Annotated in this window: 13 protein-coding genes and 6 tRNA genes; 5 read left to right on the forward strand and 14 right to left on the reverse strand. The window is 66.6% G+C overall.

All coding sequences use genetic code 11. From position 1 onward, the window contains the following. Positions 1-130: 130 nt before the first annotated feature. From H4O10_RS12105 to H4O10_RS12140, 8 genes are all read right to left on the reverse strand, one after another. A tRNA-Leu gene (locus H4O10_RS12105) sits at positions 131-215 on the reverse strand. Between the two features lie 139 nt (positions 216-354). Further along, on the reverse strand, positions 355-657 hold the full coding sequence (locus H4O10_RS12110) for a hypothetical protein (protein WP_049452183.1): 303 nt from the start codon (positions 655-657) through the stop codon (positions 355-357). A 219-nt stretch (positions 658-876) separates the two neighbouring features. Further along, a tRNA-Lys gene (locus H4O10_RS12115) sits at positions 877-952 on the reverse strand. A gap of 197 nt (positions 953-1,149) precedes the next feature. Beyond that, positions 1,150-1,225 (reverse strand) — tRNA-Lys (locus H4O10_RS12120). 79 nt (positions 1,226-1,304) lie between these two features. Next, a tRNA-His gene (locus H4O10_RS12125) sits at positions 1,305-1,381 on the reverse strand. A gap of 193 nt (positions 1,382-1,574) precedes the next feature. After that, positions 1,575-2,312 (reverse strand): BPL-N domain-containing protein, encoded by a 738-nt coding sequence (locus H4O10_RS12130; protein ID WP_049454705.1) that lies wholly within the window; start codon positions 2,310-2,312, stop codon positions 1,575-1,577. 143 nt (positions 2,313-2,455) lie between these two features. After that, positions 2,456-2,532, reverse strand: a tRNA-Arg gene (locus H4O10_RS12135). A gap of 39 nt (positions 2,533-2,571) precedes the next feature. Next, positions 2,572-2,648: transfer RNA gene (locus H4O10_RS12140), tRNA-Pro, on the reverse strand. Between the two features lie 180 nt (positions 2,649-2,828). Between H4O10_RS12140 and H4O10_RS12145 the strand changes: the two genes are divergently transcribed. Beyond that, positions 2,829-3,587 (forward strand): Bax inhibitor-1/YccA family protein, encoded by a 759-nt coding sequence (locus H4O10_RS12145; RefSeq protein ID WP_005408265.1) that lies wholly within the window; start codon positions 2,829-2,831, stop codon positions 3,585-3,587. A 60-nt stretch (positions 3,588-3,647) separates the two neighbouring features. On the opposite strand, the gene H4O10_RS12150 is transcribed toward H4O10_RS12145, so the two are convergent. From H4O10_RS12150 to grxC, 6 genes are all read right to left on the reverse strand, one after another. After that, positions 3,648-4,397 (reverse strand): sulfite exporter TauE/SafE family protein, encoded by a 750-nt coding sequence (locus H4O10_RS12150; protein ID WP_049454707.1) that lies wholly within the window; start codon positions 4,395-4,397, stop codon positions 3,648-3,650. 25 nt (positions 4,398-4,422) lie between these two features. After that, on the reverse strand, positions 4,423-5,331 hold the full coding sequence (locus H4O10_RS12155) for a LysR family transcriptional regulator (protein ID WP_049454708.1): 909 nt from the start codon (positions 5,329-5,331) through the stop codon (positions 4,423-4,425). A gap of 53 nt (positions 5,332-5,384) precedes the next feature. Continuing rightward, on the reverse strand, positions 5,385-6,128 hold the full coding sequence (locus tag H4O10_RS12160) for a cysteine hydrolase (protein ID WP_049403860.1): 744 nt from the start codon (positions 6,126-6,128) through the stop codon (positions 5,385-5,387). A 243-nt stretch (positions 6,129-6,371) separates the two neighbouring features. Then, complete coding sequence (locus H4O10_RS12165) at positions 6,372-7,376, reverse strand: isocitrate dehydrogenase (RefSeq protein ID WP_033835461.1); 1,005 nt, start codon at positions 7,374-7,376, stop codon at positions 6,372-6,374. Between the two features lie 321 nt (positions 7,377-7,697). Next, positions 7,698-8,090 carry a carboxymuconolactone decarboxylase family protein gene (locus H4O10_RS12170; protein WP_049454710.1) on the reverse strand — a complete coding sequence of 131 codons (393 nt, stop codon included), beginning with the start codon at positions 8,088-8,090 and terminating at the stop codon, positions 7,698-7,700. After that, entirely contained in the window at positions 8,087-8,377 is a 291-nt protein-coding gene (gene grxC, locus H4O10_RS12175; protein WP_004154541.1) for a glutaredoxin 3, read from the reverse strand. The genes H4O10_RS12170 and grxC overlap by 4 nt, the downstream gene beginning before the upstream one ends. 88 nt (positions 8,378-8,465) lie before the next feature. Here grxC and H4O10_RS12180 point away from each other — a divergent pair, with 88 nt between their 5' ends. The 4 genes from H4O10_RS12180 to ppk1 all read left to right on the forward strand — a co-directional run bounded on the left by H4O10_RS12180 (position 8,466) and on the right by ppk1 (position 14,508). Then, complete coding sequence (locus tag H4O10_RS12180) at positions 8,466-10,172, forward strand: M48 family metalloprotease (RefSeq protein WP_176425420.1); 1,707 nt, start codon at positions 8,466-8,468, stop codon at positions 10,170-10,172. A 116-nt stretch (positions 10,173-10,288) separates the two neighbouring features. Further along, positions 10,289-10,978, forward strand: coding sequence for a phosphate regulon transcriptional regulator PhoB (gene phoB / locus H4O10_RS12185; RefSeq protein ID WP_005408258.1), 690 nt, complete (start codon positions 10,289-10,291; stop codon positions 10,976-10,978). Positions 10,979-11,084: 106 nt separating this feature from the next. Next, complete coding sequence (gene phoR / locus H4O10_RS12190; RefSeq protein ID WP_049454714.1) at positions 11,085-12,416, forward strand: phosphate regulon sensor histidine kinase PhoR; 1,332 nt, start codon at positions 11,085-11,087, stop codon at positions 12,414-12,416. Positions 12,417-12,420: 4 nt separating this feature from the next. Further along, the gene (gene ppk1, locus H4O10_RS12195) at positions 12,421-14,508 is read left to right on the forward strand and encodes a polyphosphate kinase 1 (RefSeq protein WP_005408256.1); all 2,088 of its coding nucleotides are present in this window, start codon (positions 12,421-12,423) and stop codon (positions 14,506-14,508) included. The last annotated feature ends 109 nt before the right edge of the window (positions 14,509-14,617 follow it).

The following is a 14,617-nucleotide window of genomic DNA, read 5'->3' on the forward strand; positions in this document are numbered from 1 at the left end:
AAGGACACGACGTCTGGGACGCGCCTGCTTGCCGCAGCCCTTTAGTTTCGCCCAATTCGGCCTGCACTGCCAGCGCGTGCCGGTCAAGAGGGGCAGCGGGGCCCGATCAGGGCGGGGGACAGGCCGGCACTGGTGCGAAAGGGGGGACTCGAACCCCCACGCCTTGCGGCACTGGAACCTAAATCCAGGGCGTCTACCAATTCCGCCACTTTCGCGTGGCCGGCACAGGCGTTCATTGTCGCAGGCGCCGGCTGGAATCGGAAGGCCTGCACAAAACTGAACATGACAGGCGGGCACATCGTCCGCGCCAAAGGCCGTCCCGAAAGTCAGGCGACCGTTCGGGACGGCAGCGACTCAGTGTTTCGCCGCGGCAGGGGGCGCAGATGCGTCAGCGCCCTGCCCAGCCGCCACATCCACCTTGCGGATGTCCACGCCACCATCGTCGGTGCTACGCAACTCCACAGCCTCGCGGGCGGCCCCACCCTCCGCCAGCGATGCCGGCTGCGCGACTCCGGCGATCGGGCGCGCCGGAACGGCCCCGGTGCCCGCATCGCGCTCGACCGTCTTCGCCGGGTCACTGCCAGGTGCGCAGGCCACCAGCGCCAGCAACGCGAAAGGAACCCACGCCATCCGGCACAGTCGGTTGATATCGGTCATCAGCTTCTTCCTTCGTACATGCGCCCTCGGCGCGGAAGATCCATTGGGTGCGATGAAAGAGGCAATGCGGTGAGAAGCAGCGCACAGCATTGAGAACACTGATGACGCACATGCCCCTGGTTTCAGCACCGCTTCAGTAGATCCGCGCCATGCGTGGATGAAGCGCAACCCGGCCACAGGCAAGAAAAAAGCCACTTGGCGAACCAAGTGGCTTTCGTCTGGTGGGCTGTCAAGGATTCGAACCTTGGACCTATTGATTAAGAGTCAACTGCTCTACCAACTGAGCTAACAGCCCGAAATCGGGGCGCGAATTATGACCCGATCCGCTCGGTGGGTGCAAGCACTTTTTTCAACATCGTTGAAACCAGCGCTGCAGTCCCGCTGCCGCTGCAGAACCCCGCCAGGCGGAGCGCTTCAGCGCGTGATCCATCGAAATGACGGGGTCACACTTATAAGAAAAAAGCCACCTGGCGTACCAGGTGGCTTCCGTCTTGGTGGGCCGTCAAGGATTCGAACCTTGGACCTATTGATTAAGAGTCAACTGCTCTACCAACTGAGCTAACGGCCCGTGAAACTCAGACGCACATTGTAGCGTGCATTCTGTTTATTGCAATACCGCTCCGGCTGCGCCGATACGGTTGAAACAGTGGGGTGGCTGAGGGGATTCGAACCCCCGACCACCGGAATCACAATCCGGTACTCTAACCAACTGAGCTACAGCCACCACTGAAACTTCTGCTCCCCTGCCGATGCTGCCAGCAGTGAAACCTGATGCGTTGCGACCGGGTGGGACCAGAAGGCCGTCCCCTGAAGCGAGTCCGGCATTTTCCGGGAGTCGCGAAGGAATTGCAAGCATTTCTTCACATTGATGTGCCGGTCGCCATTCCGGCCCGCGTCGCGCTGCGCACGCGCCCGCCTCAGCGCCGATCCTCATCCAGCAGTGACTTGAACAGATCGGCCGACGGTATCTGCGAAAGCGGGATTTCCGCCATCTTGAACCACTGCGTCGGCGCTTCCGGATGGGGTCCCGACAGCACCACCCTGCCCTTCCCGTGGCGATACGACGCAGCCGCAATGTCGCCACTGGTGTAGCGGGAAATCACCTTGAACCCTTGGTCGCGTGGCGCCTTGGGCAGGTAGGGACCGTCCTGGAAGTACACCGTCTGGCGACGCCCGTCCCAGACGACGGGAATCACGGCATCGTCTTCATCCTGTACCGGGAATCCCGGCCTGCCGGCCTCGGCGTCCAGGTCCTGCGCCAGCAGGCCCAGATGCGATGCGCCGGCCAGGTAGGCCCCCATGCACAGGCCGATGTAGGTTCCGCCTGCATCGACGAAACGACGGATGACTGCCGCCCCCTCTTCGCCCACCGCCGCCATCGCGGCGTCGATGTCCTGCCCGCCCCCCGGCTGCACATAGGCCCGATAGCGCGACGTGGCCAGCGAATCGACATCGACGGCCTCGCCCGGGCCGACGAACACCACGTGATAGTCCGGACGCGAACGATGGATGGCCTGTTCGACGGCCTCCGAACACCCTGGGCAACCGGCCTCGCCGCGGTAGACCGCAATCACTGGGGCGTTGGCGGACGCCTGCACGGCAAGCCCCAGGCCCATCGCCAGCAGCAGACAGCGCGATCGCGCAACGGTGTTCATCAAGGGATGGCTCAGCGCAGTCACCCCGGCATGGGGCAGGCCGACTATGCATCGGCCACGACGGACCAGATTGAATGCGCGCCAACACAGCGCAGGACCAGGCAGAGGCCGGTAACAACAGGACCTGCAGGAGATGGGTGAAATGGCGCGCCCGACAGGAATCGAACCTGTAACCGCCGGCTTAGAAGGCCGGTGCTCTATCCAGTTGAGCTACGGGCGCCCGGACCGGAACGGTGTCCAATCCGACGTGATGTGGGATTGGTCGGGGTAGAGGGATTCGAACCCCCGACATCCTGCTCCCAAAGCAGGCGCGCTACCAGACTGCGCTATACCCCGGTCTTGCAATCCCCTCGGGCCAGGCCCGGGGAGCTGGTCATTGTGGCCAAGCGCATCATGAACTGTCAACGCGGGCGACTCGAACGCGACGCCTGGCACGGCACCACGTGCAGCCATCAGCTATGCTCCCGGTCATCGGCCGGATGGCCGTCCAGCCCCTCATCCGCACGGAGAACACGCATGCGCAGCGGCAACCCGGCTCTTTCCGAGTCGACCTTCCTCGACCTCGCCAGCGGCTCGGTGGTGACCAGCCCCGACCAGGTGATGACTCTCAACGGCACCGCCAACAAGACCGGCATCCTGCTGTTGTTGACCGTGCTGACCGCGGCGTTCGCCTGGAGCCAGGCGGTCGACGAGTACGGCCAGATTTCCGGCAGCGCGAGCCTGTATGCCATCGGTGGCGCGATCGGCGGCCTGGTGCTGGCGTTGATCACCATCTTCAAGAAGGAATGGTCGCCGGTCACCGCGCCGATGTACGCGCTGGTCGAAGGCCTGTTCCTGGGCGCCGTGTCGGCGCTGTTCAACATGAAGTACCCGGGTATCGTGTTCCAGGCCGTACTGCTGACCTTCGGCACCCTGGCCGCCCTCCTGGTCGCATACCGCAGCGGCGTGATCAAGGCCACCGAGAACTTCAAGATGGGCGTGGTCGCCGCCACCGGCGGCATTGCCCTGCTCTACCTGGCATCGTTCGTGCTGGGCTTTTTCAACATCAACGTGCCGGTGATCCATGACTCCAGCTGGCTGGGCATCGCTTTCAGCCTGTTCGTGGTGGTCGTGGCTGCATTGAACCTTGTACTGGACTTCGACTTCATCGAGACCGGCGTGGCCCAGCGCGCGCCGAAGTACATGGAGTGGTATGGCGCATTCGGCCTGATGGTGACCCTGGTCTGGCTGTATGTGGAGTTCCTGCGCCTGCTGTCGAAGATCCAGCAGCGCTGAATCGGAACATGCCATAGACGACAAAGGGCGCCTCTCGTGGCGCCCTTTTTCGTTCCGCCCTCAGCGCGCCAGCAGCGTCGGCAGCGACGAGGCCAGCAACGCAATGCCTGATGCGGTCAGCAGGCCCAGTACGAGCTGCCTGAAGCGCAGCTCGCTGACGCCGATGTAGACGCGCGCGCCCAGCAGGGTCGGCACCAGCATGGCTGGCGCCACGATGGCGAAGTACGGGAGCATCTGCCGGCTCACCAGGCCACTGCCGACATAGGTGGCCATGGTCACCGCCAGCATGGCCAGATTGAAGTTCTGGATGACCGCGCGCTGCTCGTCCTTGCCGAAGCCGCGCAGCGTGCTCCACAACGTCGGCACCGGCCCGGCGAAGCCGCCGATGCCGCTGAGCACGCCACCGGCCATGCCAGCAATCGCATCACCGATACGGCCGCCAACGCGGACCGGAGGCAACGAGCGCACCATCAGCATCACCGGGCACCACAACGCCAGGAAGCCGCCCAACAGCGCCTTGAACCAGTCCATGTCCAGCTGCGGCAACACCATCACGCCCAGCGGAATGCCGGCCAACCCGCCCAGCACGAACGGCAGCAGCAGGCGCAGGTTGAATCCGCGGCGCACGGTGAACACCGCGACCAGCTGGCCGACCAGCGCGCCGAACACCGACAGCGTGGCCGCCAGTCGCGGCTCCAGCCCCCATGCCCAGAACGACGTCGCCACCATGCCAAAGGCGAAGCCGGACAGGCCCTGCACGAATCCGGCGACGATCGCGCCCAGTGCGACCAGCAGATACACCGACTCCATCACCACCTCGATTGCAGCCGCGCGACTACCCTGCCGCGCCCACCTGTGCAGCGTAGTGCGCCGCAAGGTGCTCGACCAGCGCACGCACTTTCGGCGCCAGCGCACGTGCATGCGGATACAGCGCGAAGTAGCGCCGCTGTCCGGCGTGCCAGGCAGGCAGCACACGGATCAAACGACCGGCGCGTAGGTCTTCCTGCACCGTCAGTGCGGTGAACAGGCTGATGCCCATTCCCGCAAGCGCGGCGGCATACAGTGCCGGCGTGGCATCCACGCGCAGGCGCTGGCCAGCCTCGATGTTCATGCTGGCACCACGCGGCCCCTGCAGCTGCCAGGGCGGCATTGACGGTGTGGGACTGAAGCCCAGCAGCGTGTGCTGCGCGAGATCCGATGCCTGACGCGGCAGGCCATGACGCGCCAGGTAGGCTGGCGCGGCCACCAGGATGCGAGGGCAGCTGGCCAGTTCACGTGCGACCAGCTGGCTGTCCGGCAACGCATGCGCGATGCGCAGGGCCAGGTCAAACCCACCACCGACGACATCGACCAGCTGATCATCGGCCGACAGATCCAACGAGACGTGCGGGTAACGCTGCAGGAACGACGGCAACCAATGCGGCAACTCCTGGCTGGCCACGACCTGCGGCACGCTGATGCGTACGCTGCCACTGGGTTGCGCCTGCCCGGCGCGGGCACGGTCGTCCGCCTCCTGCAGGCGGTCCAGCAGCGTTGCCGCCTCGCGGTAGTAGTCGCGCCCGGCCTCGGTCAATGACAGCCTGCGGCTGTTGCGATCGAGCAAGCGAACCTGCAGATGCTCTTCCAGCTGGCGCAGTTGCCGTGACATCGCCGAGTGGGTGGTCCCCAGGCGTTCAGCGGCCGCGGTGAAACTGCCCGCGTCAACGATGGCGCGCAGCGCACGCAGGGCGGCGAAGTGATCCATCGGCGGGCAACTCCATGTGGCGGGGCCCACGGCATGCGGGCCCCGCCAGCTTATCAAGCGCCGTCGCCGGCCTTGCGCACCGGCAACGCCAGGATCGCGTCGGTACTCATGACATCACCGAAGGCGTCTTCGATCTGCGCCAGCGAGGCATCGTGCAGCGCGCGATGATCGATGCGCTGGCCACCAGCCAGGTCCAGGTCACGACTGGCGCTGGCATCGGACGACACGATCACCCGGTAACCACGGGGTGCGGCCGCCGCGTCGCGCGCGGCACCGGCCACACAAGCATGGGTCTGCAGGCCGGTGACGATCAGGGTGTCGATGCCGGCATCCTTCAGCACCGTGTCGAGCACCGCGGCCGAGCTGCCAGCGAACACACTGACGTTGTCCTTCTGCACGACCGTCTCGCCCTTGCGCGGCTGCAGGTCGCGATGGAAGTCGGCATTGACGCTGCCCTGCGCGAACAGCGGTGCACCGGCCGGCAACACGTGCTGCACGTGGATCACGCGGATGCCGTGGGCATCGGCGAACGCGACCACCCGCTTGGCCTGGCGCAGTGCGGCCACGCCATCGGGAATGACCATGCGGCCACCGGCAAAGCCCGGCGCGGCCTTGGCATCGAAGTACTCGTTCTGGAAGTCGATCACCAGCACGGCGGTCCTCGCTGCATCCAGCGAGGTCGCGACCGGCGCGCCCGCCATATAGCGGATGGTGGGATGGGCCGACTCGGCGGCAACAACCGGAATGGTGGCGGCCATGCCGATCAGGCTGGCCAGGCCGAAGGCGGTGAGATTCATGGAGCGACTCCTGTGCAGTGGAAAGTGGGCACAGGATGCAGAGCGGATGGCGCACGAACCAGCCGTGCAACAGCACATGATCTGTGCGAAATACGCACAGACAACCCCTGTAGACCCCCCCATGGGTGGCTGCGGACCAAAGCCCCGCCATCCACGCATGGCGTGGATCTACGAGTCAGCCCACAACGCAACGGGGCGCCCGAAGGCGCCCCGCTGTGGATTCAACCGAGGTCGCCCGGCCGCTTACAGGCGGCTGGCGATGGCCTGGGCAAAGCTCATGGTGGTGCCGGTACCGCCCAGGTCGCCGGTCAGCGAATCCTTGGCTTCCATGGTGGCCACGATGGCCTTGCGCAGGCGCTCGGCGTTTTCCGGCTGGCCGATATGGTCCAGCATCTGCGCGGCTGCCAGCAGCAGCGCGCACGGGTTGGCCTTGCCCTGGCCGGCGATGTCCGGCGCGGTGCCGTGCACGGCTTCGAAGATCGCGGCGTCCTTGCCGATGTTGGCACCCGGGGCCAGGCCCAGGCCACCCACCAGGCCGGCGCACAGGTCGGAGATGATGTCGCCGAACAGGTTGGTGGTGACAATCACGTCGAACTGTTCCGGACGCATCACCAGCTGCATGCAGCAGTTGTCGACGATCATTTCCTGGAACTCGATGTCCGGGTACTGCGCGGCCACTTCACGGGCGACGTTCAGGAACAGGCCCGAGGTCGACTTGATGATGTTGGCCTTGTGCACAGCGGTGACCTTCTTGCGGCCGGTGCTCTTGGCCAGCTCGAAGGCGTAGCGCACGATGCGCTCGGAGCCCTTGCGGGTGATGCGGGTGCCGGAGAAGGCGGTCTCGCCGTCGGCCGACACTTCCTGGCCTTCGGCCAGGTAGGCACCCTCGGTGTTCTCACGAACGGTGATCAGGTCGACGTTGTCGAAACGCGACTTGGTGTTCGGGAAGGTGTGGGCCGGACGCACGTTGGCGTACAGGTCGAAATGGCGGCGCAGGCTGACGTTGATCGAGGTGAAGCCACCACCGACCGGGGTGGTCAGCGGGCTCTTCAGCGCGACCTTGTTGCGCGCGATCGATTCCAGGGTCACCGCCGGCATCAGGTCGCCGTGCTTTTCCAGGGCCACCAGGCCGGCGTCGGCGTCTTCGTACTCCAGCCCAGTCTTGAGCTGGTCGAGCACGAACAGGGTGGCGTCCATGATTTCCGGGCCAATGCCGTCGCCGCGGATGACCGTAATTTTCTGCGTCATTGATCGATGTTCCGAACAGGGGGAAAAACGCCGTCCGGACGTGCCCGGAAACGCCGGCGCAAAGGAAGTTTCACCGGCAATTATGCCTGAGACGGGGCCGAGGTCCCAAATAGACCATGGTCCCAGTGTCCGGCTCAGGCAGAATTGCCCGCGCATTCTTCCTCTACCCCCGCCTGTCGGCGCGCCCCTTCAACAAGAAGGGGCTCCTGGGCTGTTGGATCGCGGGACAGCCCCCCTCGCGGGCCCGGTAGTGCCGGCCGCTGGCCGGCAACCTCGGCCAGGTCGAGTTCAGGCGATGCCGGCCAGCGGCCGGCACTACCCTCAGTGCGCGTGCGCTGCCGGGGCGCTGGCGCCGCCTTCAAGCTGGTCGAGGAAGTCGACCGCGCGGCGCAGGTGCGGGATCACGATGGAACCGCCGACCACCAGGCCGACCGAGAAGGTCTCGAAGAACTCTTCACGGGTCACGCCGGCGTCCTTGCACTGGGCCACGTGGTAGCTGATGCAGTCGTCGCAGCGCAGCACCATCGAGGCCACCAGGCCCAGCAGTTCCTTGGTCTTCACGTCCAGCGCGCCGGCCTGGTAGGTCTGCGTGTCCAGTGCGAAGAAGCGCCGCACCACCTGGTTCGGTTCGCCCAGGATGCGTTCGTTCATGCGCTTGCGGAACTCGGTGAATTCGGCGATGCGGTCCTTGCTGCCGTCGTCGGCCGCGCTCATGCCTGGCCCTGCCCGGCCAGCAGCGGCTCGAGCTTGCCTTCACGGTGCAGGGCCATCATGTCGTCGTAGCCGCCCACGTGGACGTCGCCGACGAAGATCTGCGGCACGCTGGTGCGGCGGGTCAGTGCCATCATCTTCTCGCGCTCGGCCGGGTCCAGGTCGATGCGGACCTCGGTCCACTGCTGGCCCTTGCTCTTCAGGAAGTTCTTGGCGGCCACGCAATACGGGCAGACGGCGGTGGAATAGATGGTGATGGCGGGGGCGCCGCCGGCGGTCTGGGCTGTCACGGGAAACTCCACGATGGATCGACGGTCTACATATGGTACCGGTGCGCTGGAAATTCCACGCCACCGCCGCAACACTGTGGGTTAACGAATGGTTGCCCCCTGCCCTGCCACGCTTGGCGCGCCCTGCCCGAGGACCTTCCGCTTGCGAGCCCTGCTGCTGACTACCGCCGTTACCCTGGCCCTGGCCATGCCGCTGGCCCAGGCCCATGCCCAGGAGAAGCTGCCCGACATCGGCTCCTCGGCCGGCGAGCTGCTGACCCCGGCGCGCCAGGCCGAGTACGGCGCGATGATGCTGCGCGAGCTGCGCAACTATGGCTACCTGCTGGATGACCCGCTGGTCAACGACTGGCTGCAGACCATGGGCACCCGGCTTGGCTCCAACAGCGACCAGCCGCGCCAGCCCTACACGTTCTTCGTGATGAAGGACCGCCAGATCAACGCCTTCGCCACGCTGGGCGGCTATATCGGGGTCAATGCCGGCCTGGTGCTGACCGCCGAGCGCGAGGACGAGGTGGCTGCAGTGCTGTCGCACGAAATCGCCCACGTCACCCAGCAGCACGTGCTGCGCGGGGTCGAACGCGCCCAGCGCGACCAGATACCGATCCTGCTCGGCATGCTGGCGGCGGTGGTGGCCGCGCAGGCCAGCAACAGCACCTCCTCCGGCAACGCGACGATGGCCGCGATCAGCTCCGGCATGGGCCTGATGCAGCAGCGGCAGATCAACTACACCCGCTCCAACGAATCGGAGGCCGACCGCCTCGGCATCCGCACCCTGTCGCGCAGCGGCTACGACGTGGATGCCATGGCCGGCTTCTTCGAGCGCATGTCGGCGGCGATGCGCGGCAACGAGGGCGGCTACAGCGTGCCCGAGTTCCTGCGCACCCATCCGGTCAACATCACCCGCATCAGCGAGGCCAAGGCCCGCGCCGAGCAGATGAAGAAGGACACGGTGCTGCTGACCACCAGCACCCCCAGCGGCGAACGCAAGGAGCGGGTGAATCCAGCCGATCCGGGCCTGGCCGAGCCGCTGCTGCGCGGAAACAACCCGTTGCTTCCCAGCAGCGTGCTGCGCGTTCCGGTCGGCCAGCTGGCCCGTGGCGCCAGTGGCGACTTCGAGTGGGCGCGCGAGCGCCTGCGCGTGCTGAGCGCCGATTCCACCGCCGAGCTGGAGCGCGAATACGCGGACATGGCCAAGCGGCAGAAGGACGGTCTCAACGACGCCCAGCGCTATGGCCAGGCGCTGGCGGTCATGCGCGGCGGCCGCAGCGGTGCCACGCAGGCCCGGCAGACCCTGGCCAGCCTGCTGCAGACCCGCCCGGACAACCTGTGGCTGGCACTGGGCCTGGGCGAGGCCGAATCGCGTGCCGGACTGGGCGCGCAGGCCAACACCCGTTTCGAGCAGCTGCTGCGCGAGCACCCCAACAGCCGGCCCGTGGCCCTGACCTACGCCGAGATCCTGAACGAACAGGGCACCCGCGAGGCGGGCCAGCGCGCGCAGGCCATGCTGCGGCCCCTGCTGTCGCAAAGTGGTAACGATCCGGTCTTCCAGCAGCGATACGCCCGCGCCAGCGAGCTGGCCGGTGACAGCGTGCGCGCCAGCGAGGCCTATGCCGAGGCCGCCTTCCTCAGCGGCCGCCCGGAGCAATCGCTGATGCAGCTGCAGGCCCTCAAGCGCAATCCGGCGCTGGACTACGTGGGTCGGGCGCGGGTGGATGCGCGCATCGAGGCGATCACCCCCACCGTGCTGGAGCTGCGCCGCCAGGGCGTGCAGGACCCGGACCTGGACCGCCGCTGAGTGCTGCGTGACCGGTCGATGGCAATCCCGACCGGTTCCGGCCAGGTAGTCACAAACATGTCATCAAACCGTAGTCTACTGGCACCACTCCAGTAACCGAGCCCTACGGTGTCCTCGTGCAGAAACGCATCCTGATCGTCGATGACGAGCCCGCGATCCGTGAAATGGTCGCCTTCGCCCTGCGCAAGGGCGATTACGAACCGGTCCACGCCGGCGATGCCCGTGAGGCCCAGACCGCCATCGCCGATCGCGTCCCCGACCTGATCCTGCTGGACTGGATGCTGCCCGGCACCAGCGGCCTGGACCTGGCCCGCCGCTGGCGCAAGGAAACGCTGACCCGCGAAGTGCCGATCATCATGCTGACCGCCCGCGGTGAAGAGAACGACCGCGTAGGTGGCCTTGAAGCCGGCGTCGACGACTATGTGGTCAAGCCGTTCTCGGCGCGCGAACTGCTGGCCCGCATCCGGGCGGTCATGCGCCGCGCCCGCGAAGACGACGAGGACGGCAGCGTGGCCGTCGGCCCGATCCGCATCGACGGCGCCGCCCATCGCGTGTTCGCCAACGACCAGCCGGTGCCGATCGGCCCGACCGAGTACCGCCTGCTGCACTTCTTCATGACCCACCCCGAGCGCGTCTACACCCGCGCCCAGCTGCTGGACCATGTGTGGGGCGGCAGCGTGTACGTGGAGGAGCGCACCATCGACGTGCACATCCGCCGCCTGCGCAAGACGCTGGAACCGTTCAACGCCGAGAACATGGTGCAGACCGTGCGCGGCGCCGGCTACCGCTTCTCCACCGCGACCTGAGTCTCGTCGTGCCGACGCCGCGCACCCGCGGGTGCCGGCGCCGGCAACTCTGCTATAACCCTCGGTTCACCCCAGTGAACCGCCGCACTTCAACGACGAGATCGCAATGCCCCGCCACATCCGCTCTGCCTGGTTGAAGACCCTGGCCACCGTTGCCGCGGTACTGCTGTTCTCCGGACTGGTGGGGTGGTTCACGGGTCACCTGTGGCTGTGCATCGCACTGGGCGCGCTGGCCACCCTGGCCTGGCATTACTGGCGGCTGCGCAGCGTGCTGCGCCGGCTGACCGCGCGCCAGCGCTGGGACACCGCCGAGGAAGGCACCGGCGTCTGGAACGAGCTGGACCGCCTGCTGTACCGCAACCAGGTGGAAATGCGCGTTCGCAAGCGCCGCCTGCTCGACATGCTGCGCAGCTACCGCGCCGCGGCCGCCGCGCTGCCCGATGCCGTGGTGGTGCTGGACCGCAACAGCCAGCGCGTGCAGTGGTTCAACGAAGCGGCCACCGCCCTGCTTGGCCTGCATCATCCGGGCGACCTCGGCGAGGCGCTGGTCGAACGCCTGCAGCCGATGCCGCTGGCGCACTGGTTGGCCGGCGGCCGCAACGCCGAGCCGATCCTGGACGTGCCCTCACCGGTCGATCCTGCGATCCGCCTGAACCTGCGACTGATTCCGTATTCTTCGGACTACTGGCTGCTGATCGCCCGCGACGTCAGCAAGCTGCTGCGCCTGGAACAGGTGCGCCGCGACTTCGTCGCCAACGTTTCACACGAACTGCGCACGCCGCTCACCGTGGTCCACGGTTACCTGGACATGATGGACCCGGAGGATTTCCCGGGCACCGGTCCGATGCTGGAAGAAATGCGCAAGCAGAGCCAGCGCATGGCCCAGCTGGTGGAAGACCTGCTGACCCTGTCGCGGCTGGAATCGCAGGAGCACAGCGAGGAAGAGACCGTCGCCATGCAGCCGATGCTGGCCACACTACGCCGCGAGGCCGAAGCGCACAGCCAGGGCCGCCACCAGATCAGCATCGACGATCTGGCCGGCGTCGACCTGCAGGGTTCCACCAAGGAGCTGCATAGCGCCTTCTCCAACCTGGTCACCAATGCGGTGCGCTATACGCCGGCCGGTGGCCGCATCGCCGTGGAGTTCCGCCGCGAAGGCGAGGGCGCGGTGCTGGCAGTGCGCGATTCCGGTTACGGCATCCCGGCTTCCCACCTGCCACGCCTGACCGAACGTTTCTACCGTGTCTCCAGCAGCCGCTCCCGCGAAAGCGGCGGTACCGGCTTGGGCCTGTCCATCGTCAAGCACATCCTCGGCCTGCACCACGCGCGGCTGGAGATTGAAAGCGAGGTCGGCAAGGGCTCGGTGTTTTCCTGCCATTTCGATGCCGACCACGTGCACCCGCGCGAGTCCGCCCCCCTGACTTCCATCGAAGAATGACGCCATGAGCAGCCTCGGATCCCTCCCCCTCCCCGTGAGCCCGGACAACGATCCGTTGCGCGACCCGGCGCTCTACATCAACCGCGAGCTGTCGCAGCTGGATTTCAACTTCCGCGTGCTGGCGCAGGCGATGGATCCGCAGGTGCCGCTGCTGGAGCGCCTGCGCTTCATGTGCATCTCCTGCACCAACCTGGACGAGTTCTTCGAGATCCGCGCCGCCGCCGTCCGCCACGCGCAGGAATTCGGCCTGCCACCGGCACCGGACGGGATGAGCCCGCAGGCGATCCTCAACGCCATCCACGACCGCGCGGCACAACTGGTCGACCAACAGTACCGCTGCTGGAACGAGACGCTGCGCCCGGCGCTGATGGAGGCCGGCATCGGCGTGCTCGGCCGCCACTCCTGGACCGATCGGCAGAGGCGCTGGCTGCGCGCCTATTTCCGCAACGAGATCATGCCGGTGCTGTCGCCGCTGGGCCTGGACCCGGTGCACCCGTTCCCGAAGATCCTCAACAAGTCGCTGAACATCGTGGTGGTGCTGAAGGGTACCGACGCGTTCGGCCGCGCCGGCCATCTGGCCATCGTGCGTGCGCCGCGCTCGCTGCCGCGCATCATCCAGCTGCCGGAGAAGCTCGGCGGGTCGCAGAATTTCGTGTTCCTGTCCTCGGTGCTGTCCACCTTCGTCGATGAGCTGTTCCCGGGCATGGAAGTCCAGGGGGCCTACCAGTTCCGCGTCACCCGCAACTCCGAGCTGGTGGTGGACGAGGAGGAGGTGGAGAACCTGGCGCTGGCACTGCGCGACGAACTGGTCGATCGCGGCTACCGGCCGGCGGTGCGGCTGGAAATCGCGCAGGACATGCCGCGCGAGATCGTGCGCACCCTGCTGCAGAACTTCGGCCTGACCGAGAACGCGGTGTACCGCATCGACGGCCCGGTCAACCTCAACCGCATCATCCAGTTGTACGACCTGATCGCACAGCCGGACCTGAAGTACCCGCCAATGACCCCGCGCACGCTGCGCGACAGCGACGGCATCTTCGAGACCGCGGCGCGCCAGGACCTGCTGCTGCACCACCCGTTCGATGCTTTCACCGCGGTGCTGGACCTGATCCGGCAGGCGGCGATCGACCCCAACGTGCTGGCGATCAAGCAGACCCTGTACCGCACCGGCAAGGATTCGCTGATTGTCGATGCGCTGATCCAGGCTGCGCGCAACGGCAAGGACGTGACCGTGGTCGTTGAACTGCGCGCACGCTTCGACGAAGAGGCAAACCTGGGCCTGGCCGATCGCCTGCAGGAAGCCGGCGTGCAGGTGGTGTACGGCGTGGTCGGCTACAAGACCCACGCCAAGATGCTGCTGATCGTGCGCCGCGAGGGCCGCAAGCTGCGCCGCTATGTACACCTGGGCACAGGCAACTACCACAGCGGCACCGCCCGCGCGTACACCGACATCAGCCTGATCACCGCCGATGCGGACATCGGCAACGACGTGCACCTGCTGTTCCAGCAGCTGTCCGGGCTGGCCTCGAAGATGAAGCTCAAGCGCCTGCTGCAGTCGCCCTTCACCCTGCACACCGGCATCCTCGGCCGCATCGAGCGCGAAACGCGCATCGCCGCCGCCGGCCGCCCCGCGCGGATCATCGCCAAGATGAACGCGTTGAACGAACCGCAGGTGGTGCGCGCGCTGTACGCCGCCTCGCAGGCCGGCGTGCAGATCGACCTGATCATCCGCGGCGCCTGCACCCTGCGCCCGGGTGTGCCGGGCATCTCGGACAACATCCGCGTGCGCTCGATCGTCGGCCGCTTCCTGGAGCACAGCCGCGTCTACTGGTTCGGCAACGACGGCGCACCGGAGATGTACTGCGCCAGCGCCGACTGGCTGGAGCGCAACCTGCTGCGCCGGGTCGAGACCTGCTTCCCGATCCTCGACCCGGAGCTGGCCAAGCGGGTCTACCGCGAGGTGCTGCAGAACTACCTGGACGACAACCTCAACGCCTGGGAACTGGACGCGGACGGCATTTACCACAAGCGTGCCCCGGCCCACGACGAAGCCCCGCATTCTGCGCAGATGGCGTTGATGCAGGGGCTGTAAACCGGTGTGTCGACCAAGGTCGACACCTACCAAGAGCAGTAGGCACCGATTTTGGGCGGGATAGGATCAGTGCCGACCAACGGTCGGCACCCACCATCAGATCGCAGAA

Source organism: Stenotrophomonas sp. I18B00994 (genome assembly GCF_014145825.1).
In the GTDB taxonomy this organism is placed as follows: Bacteria; Pseudomonadota; Gammaproteobacteria; order Xanthomonadales; family Xanthomonadaceae; genus Stenotrophomonas; species Stenotrophomonas maltophilia.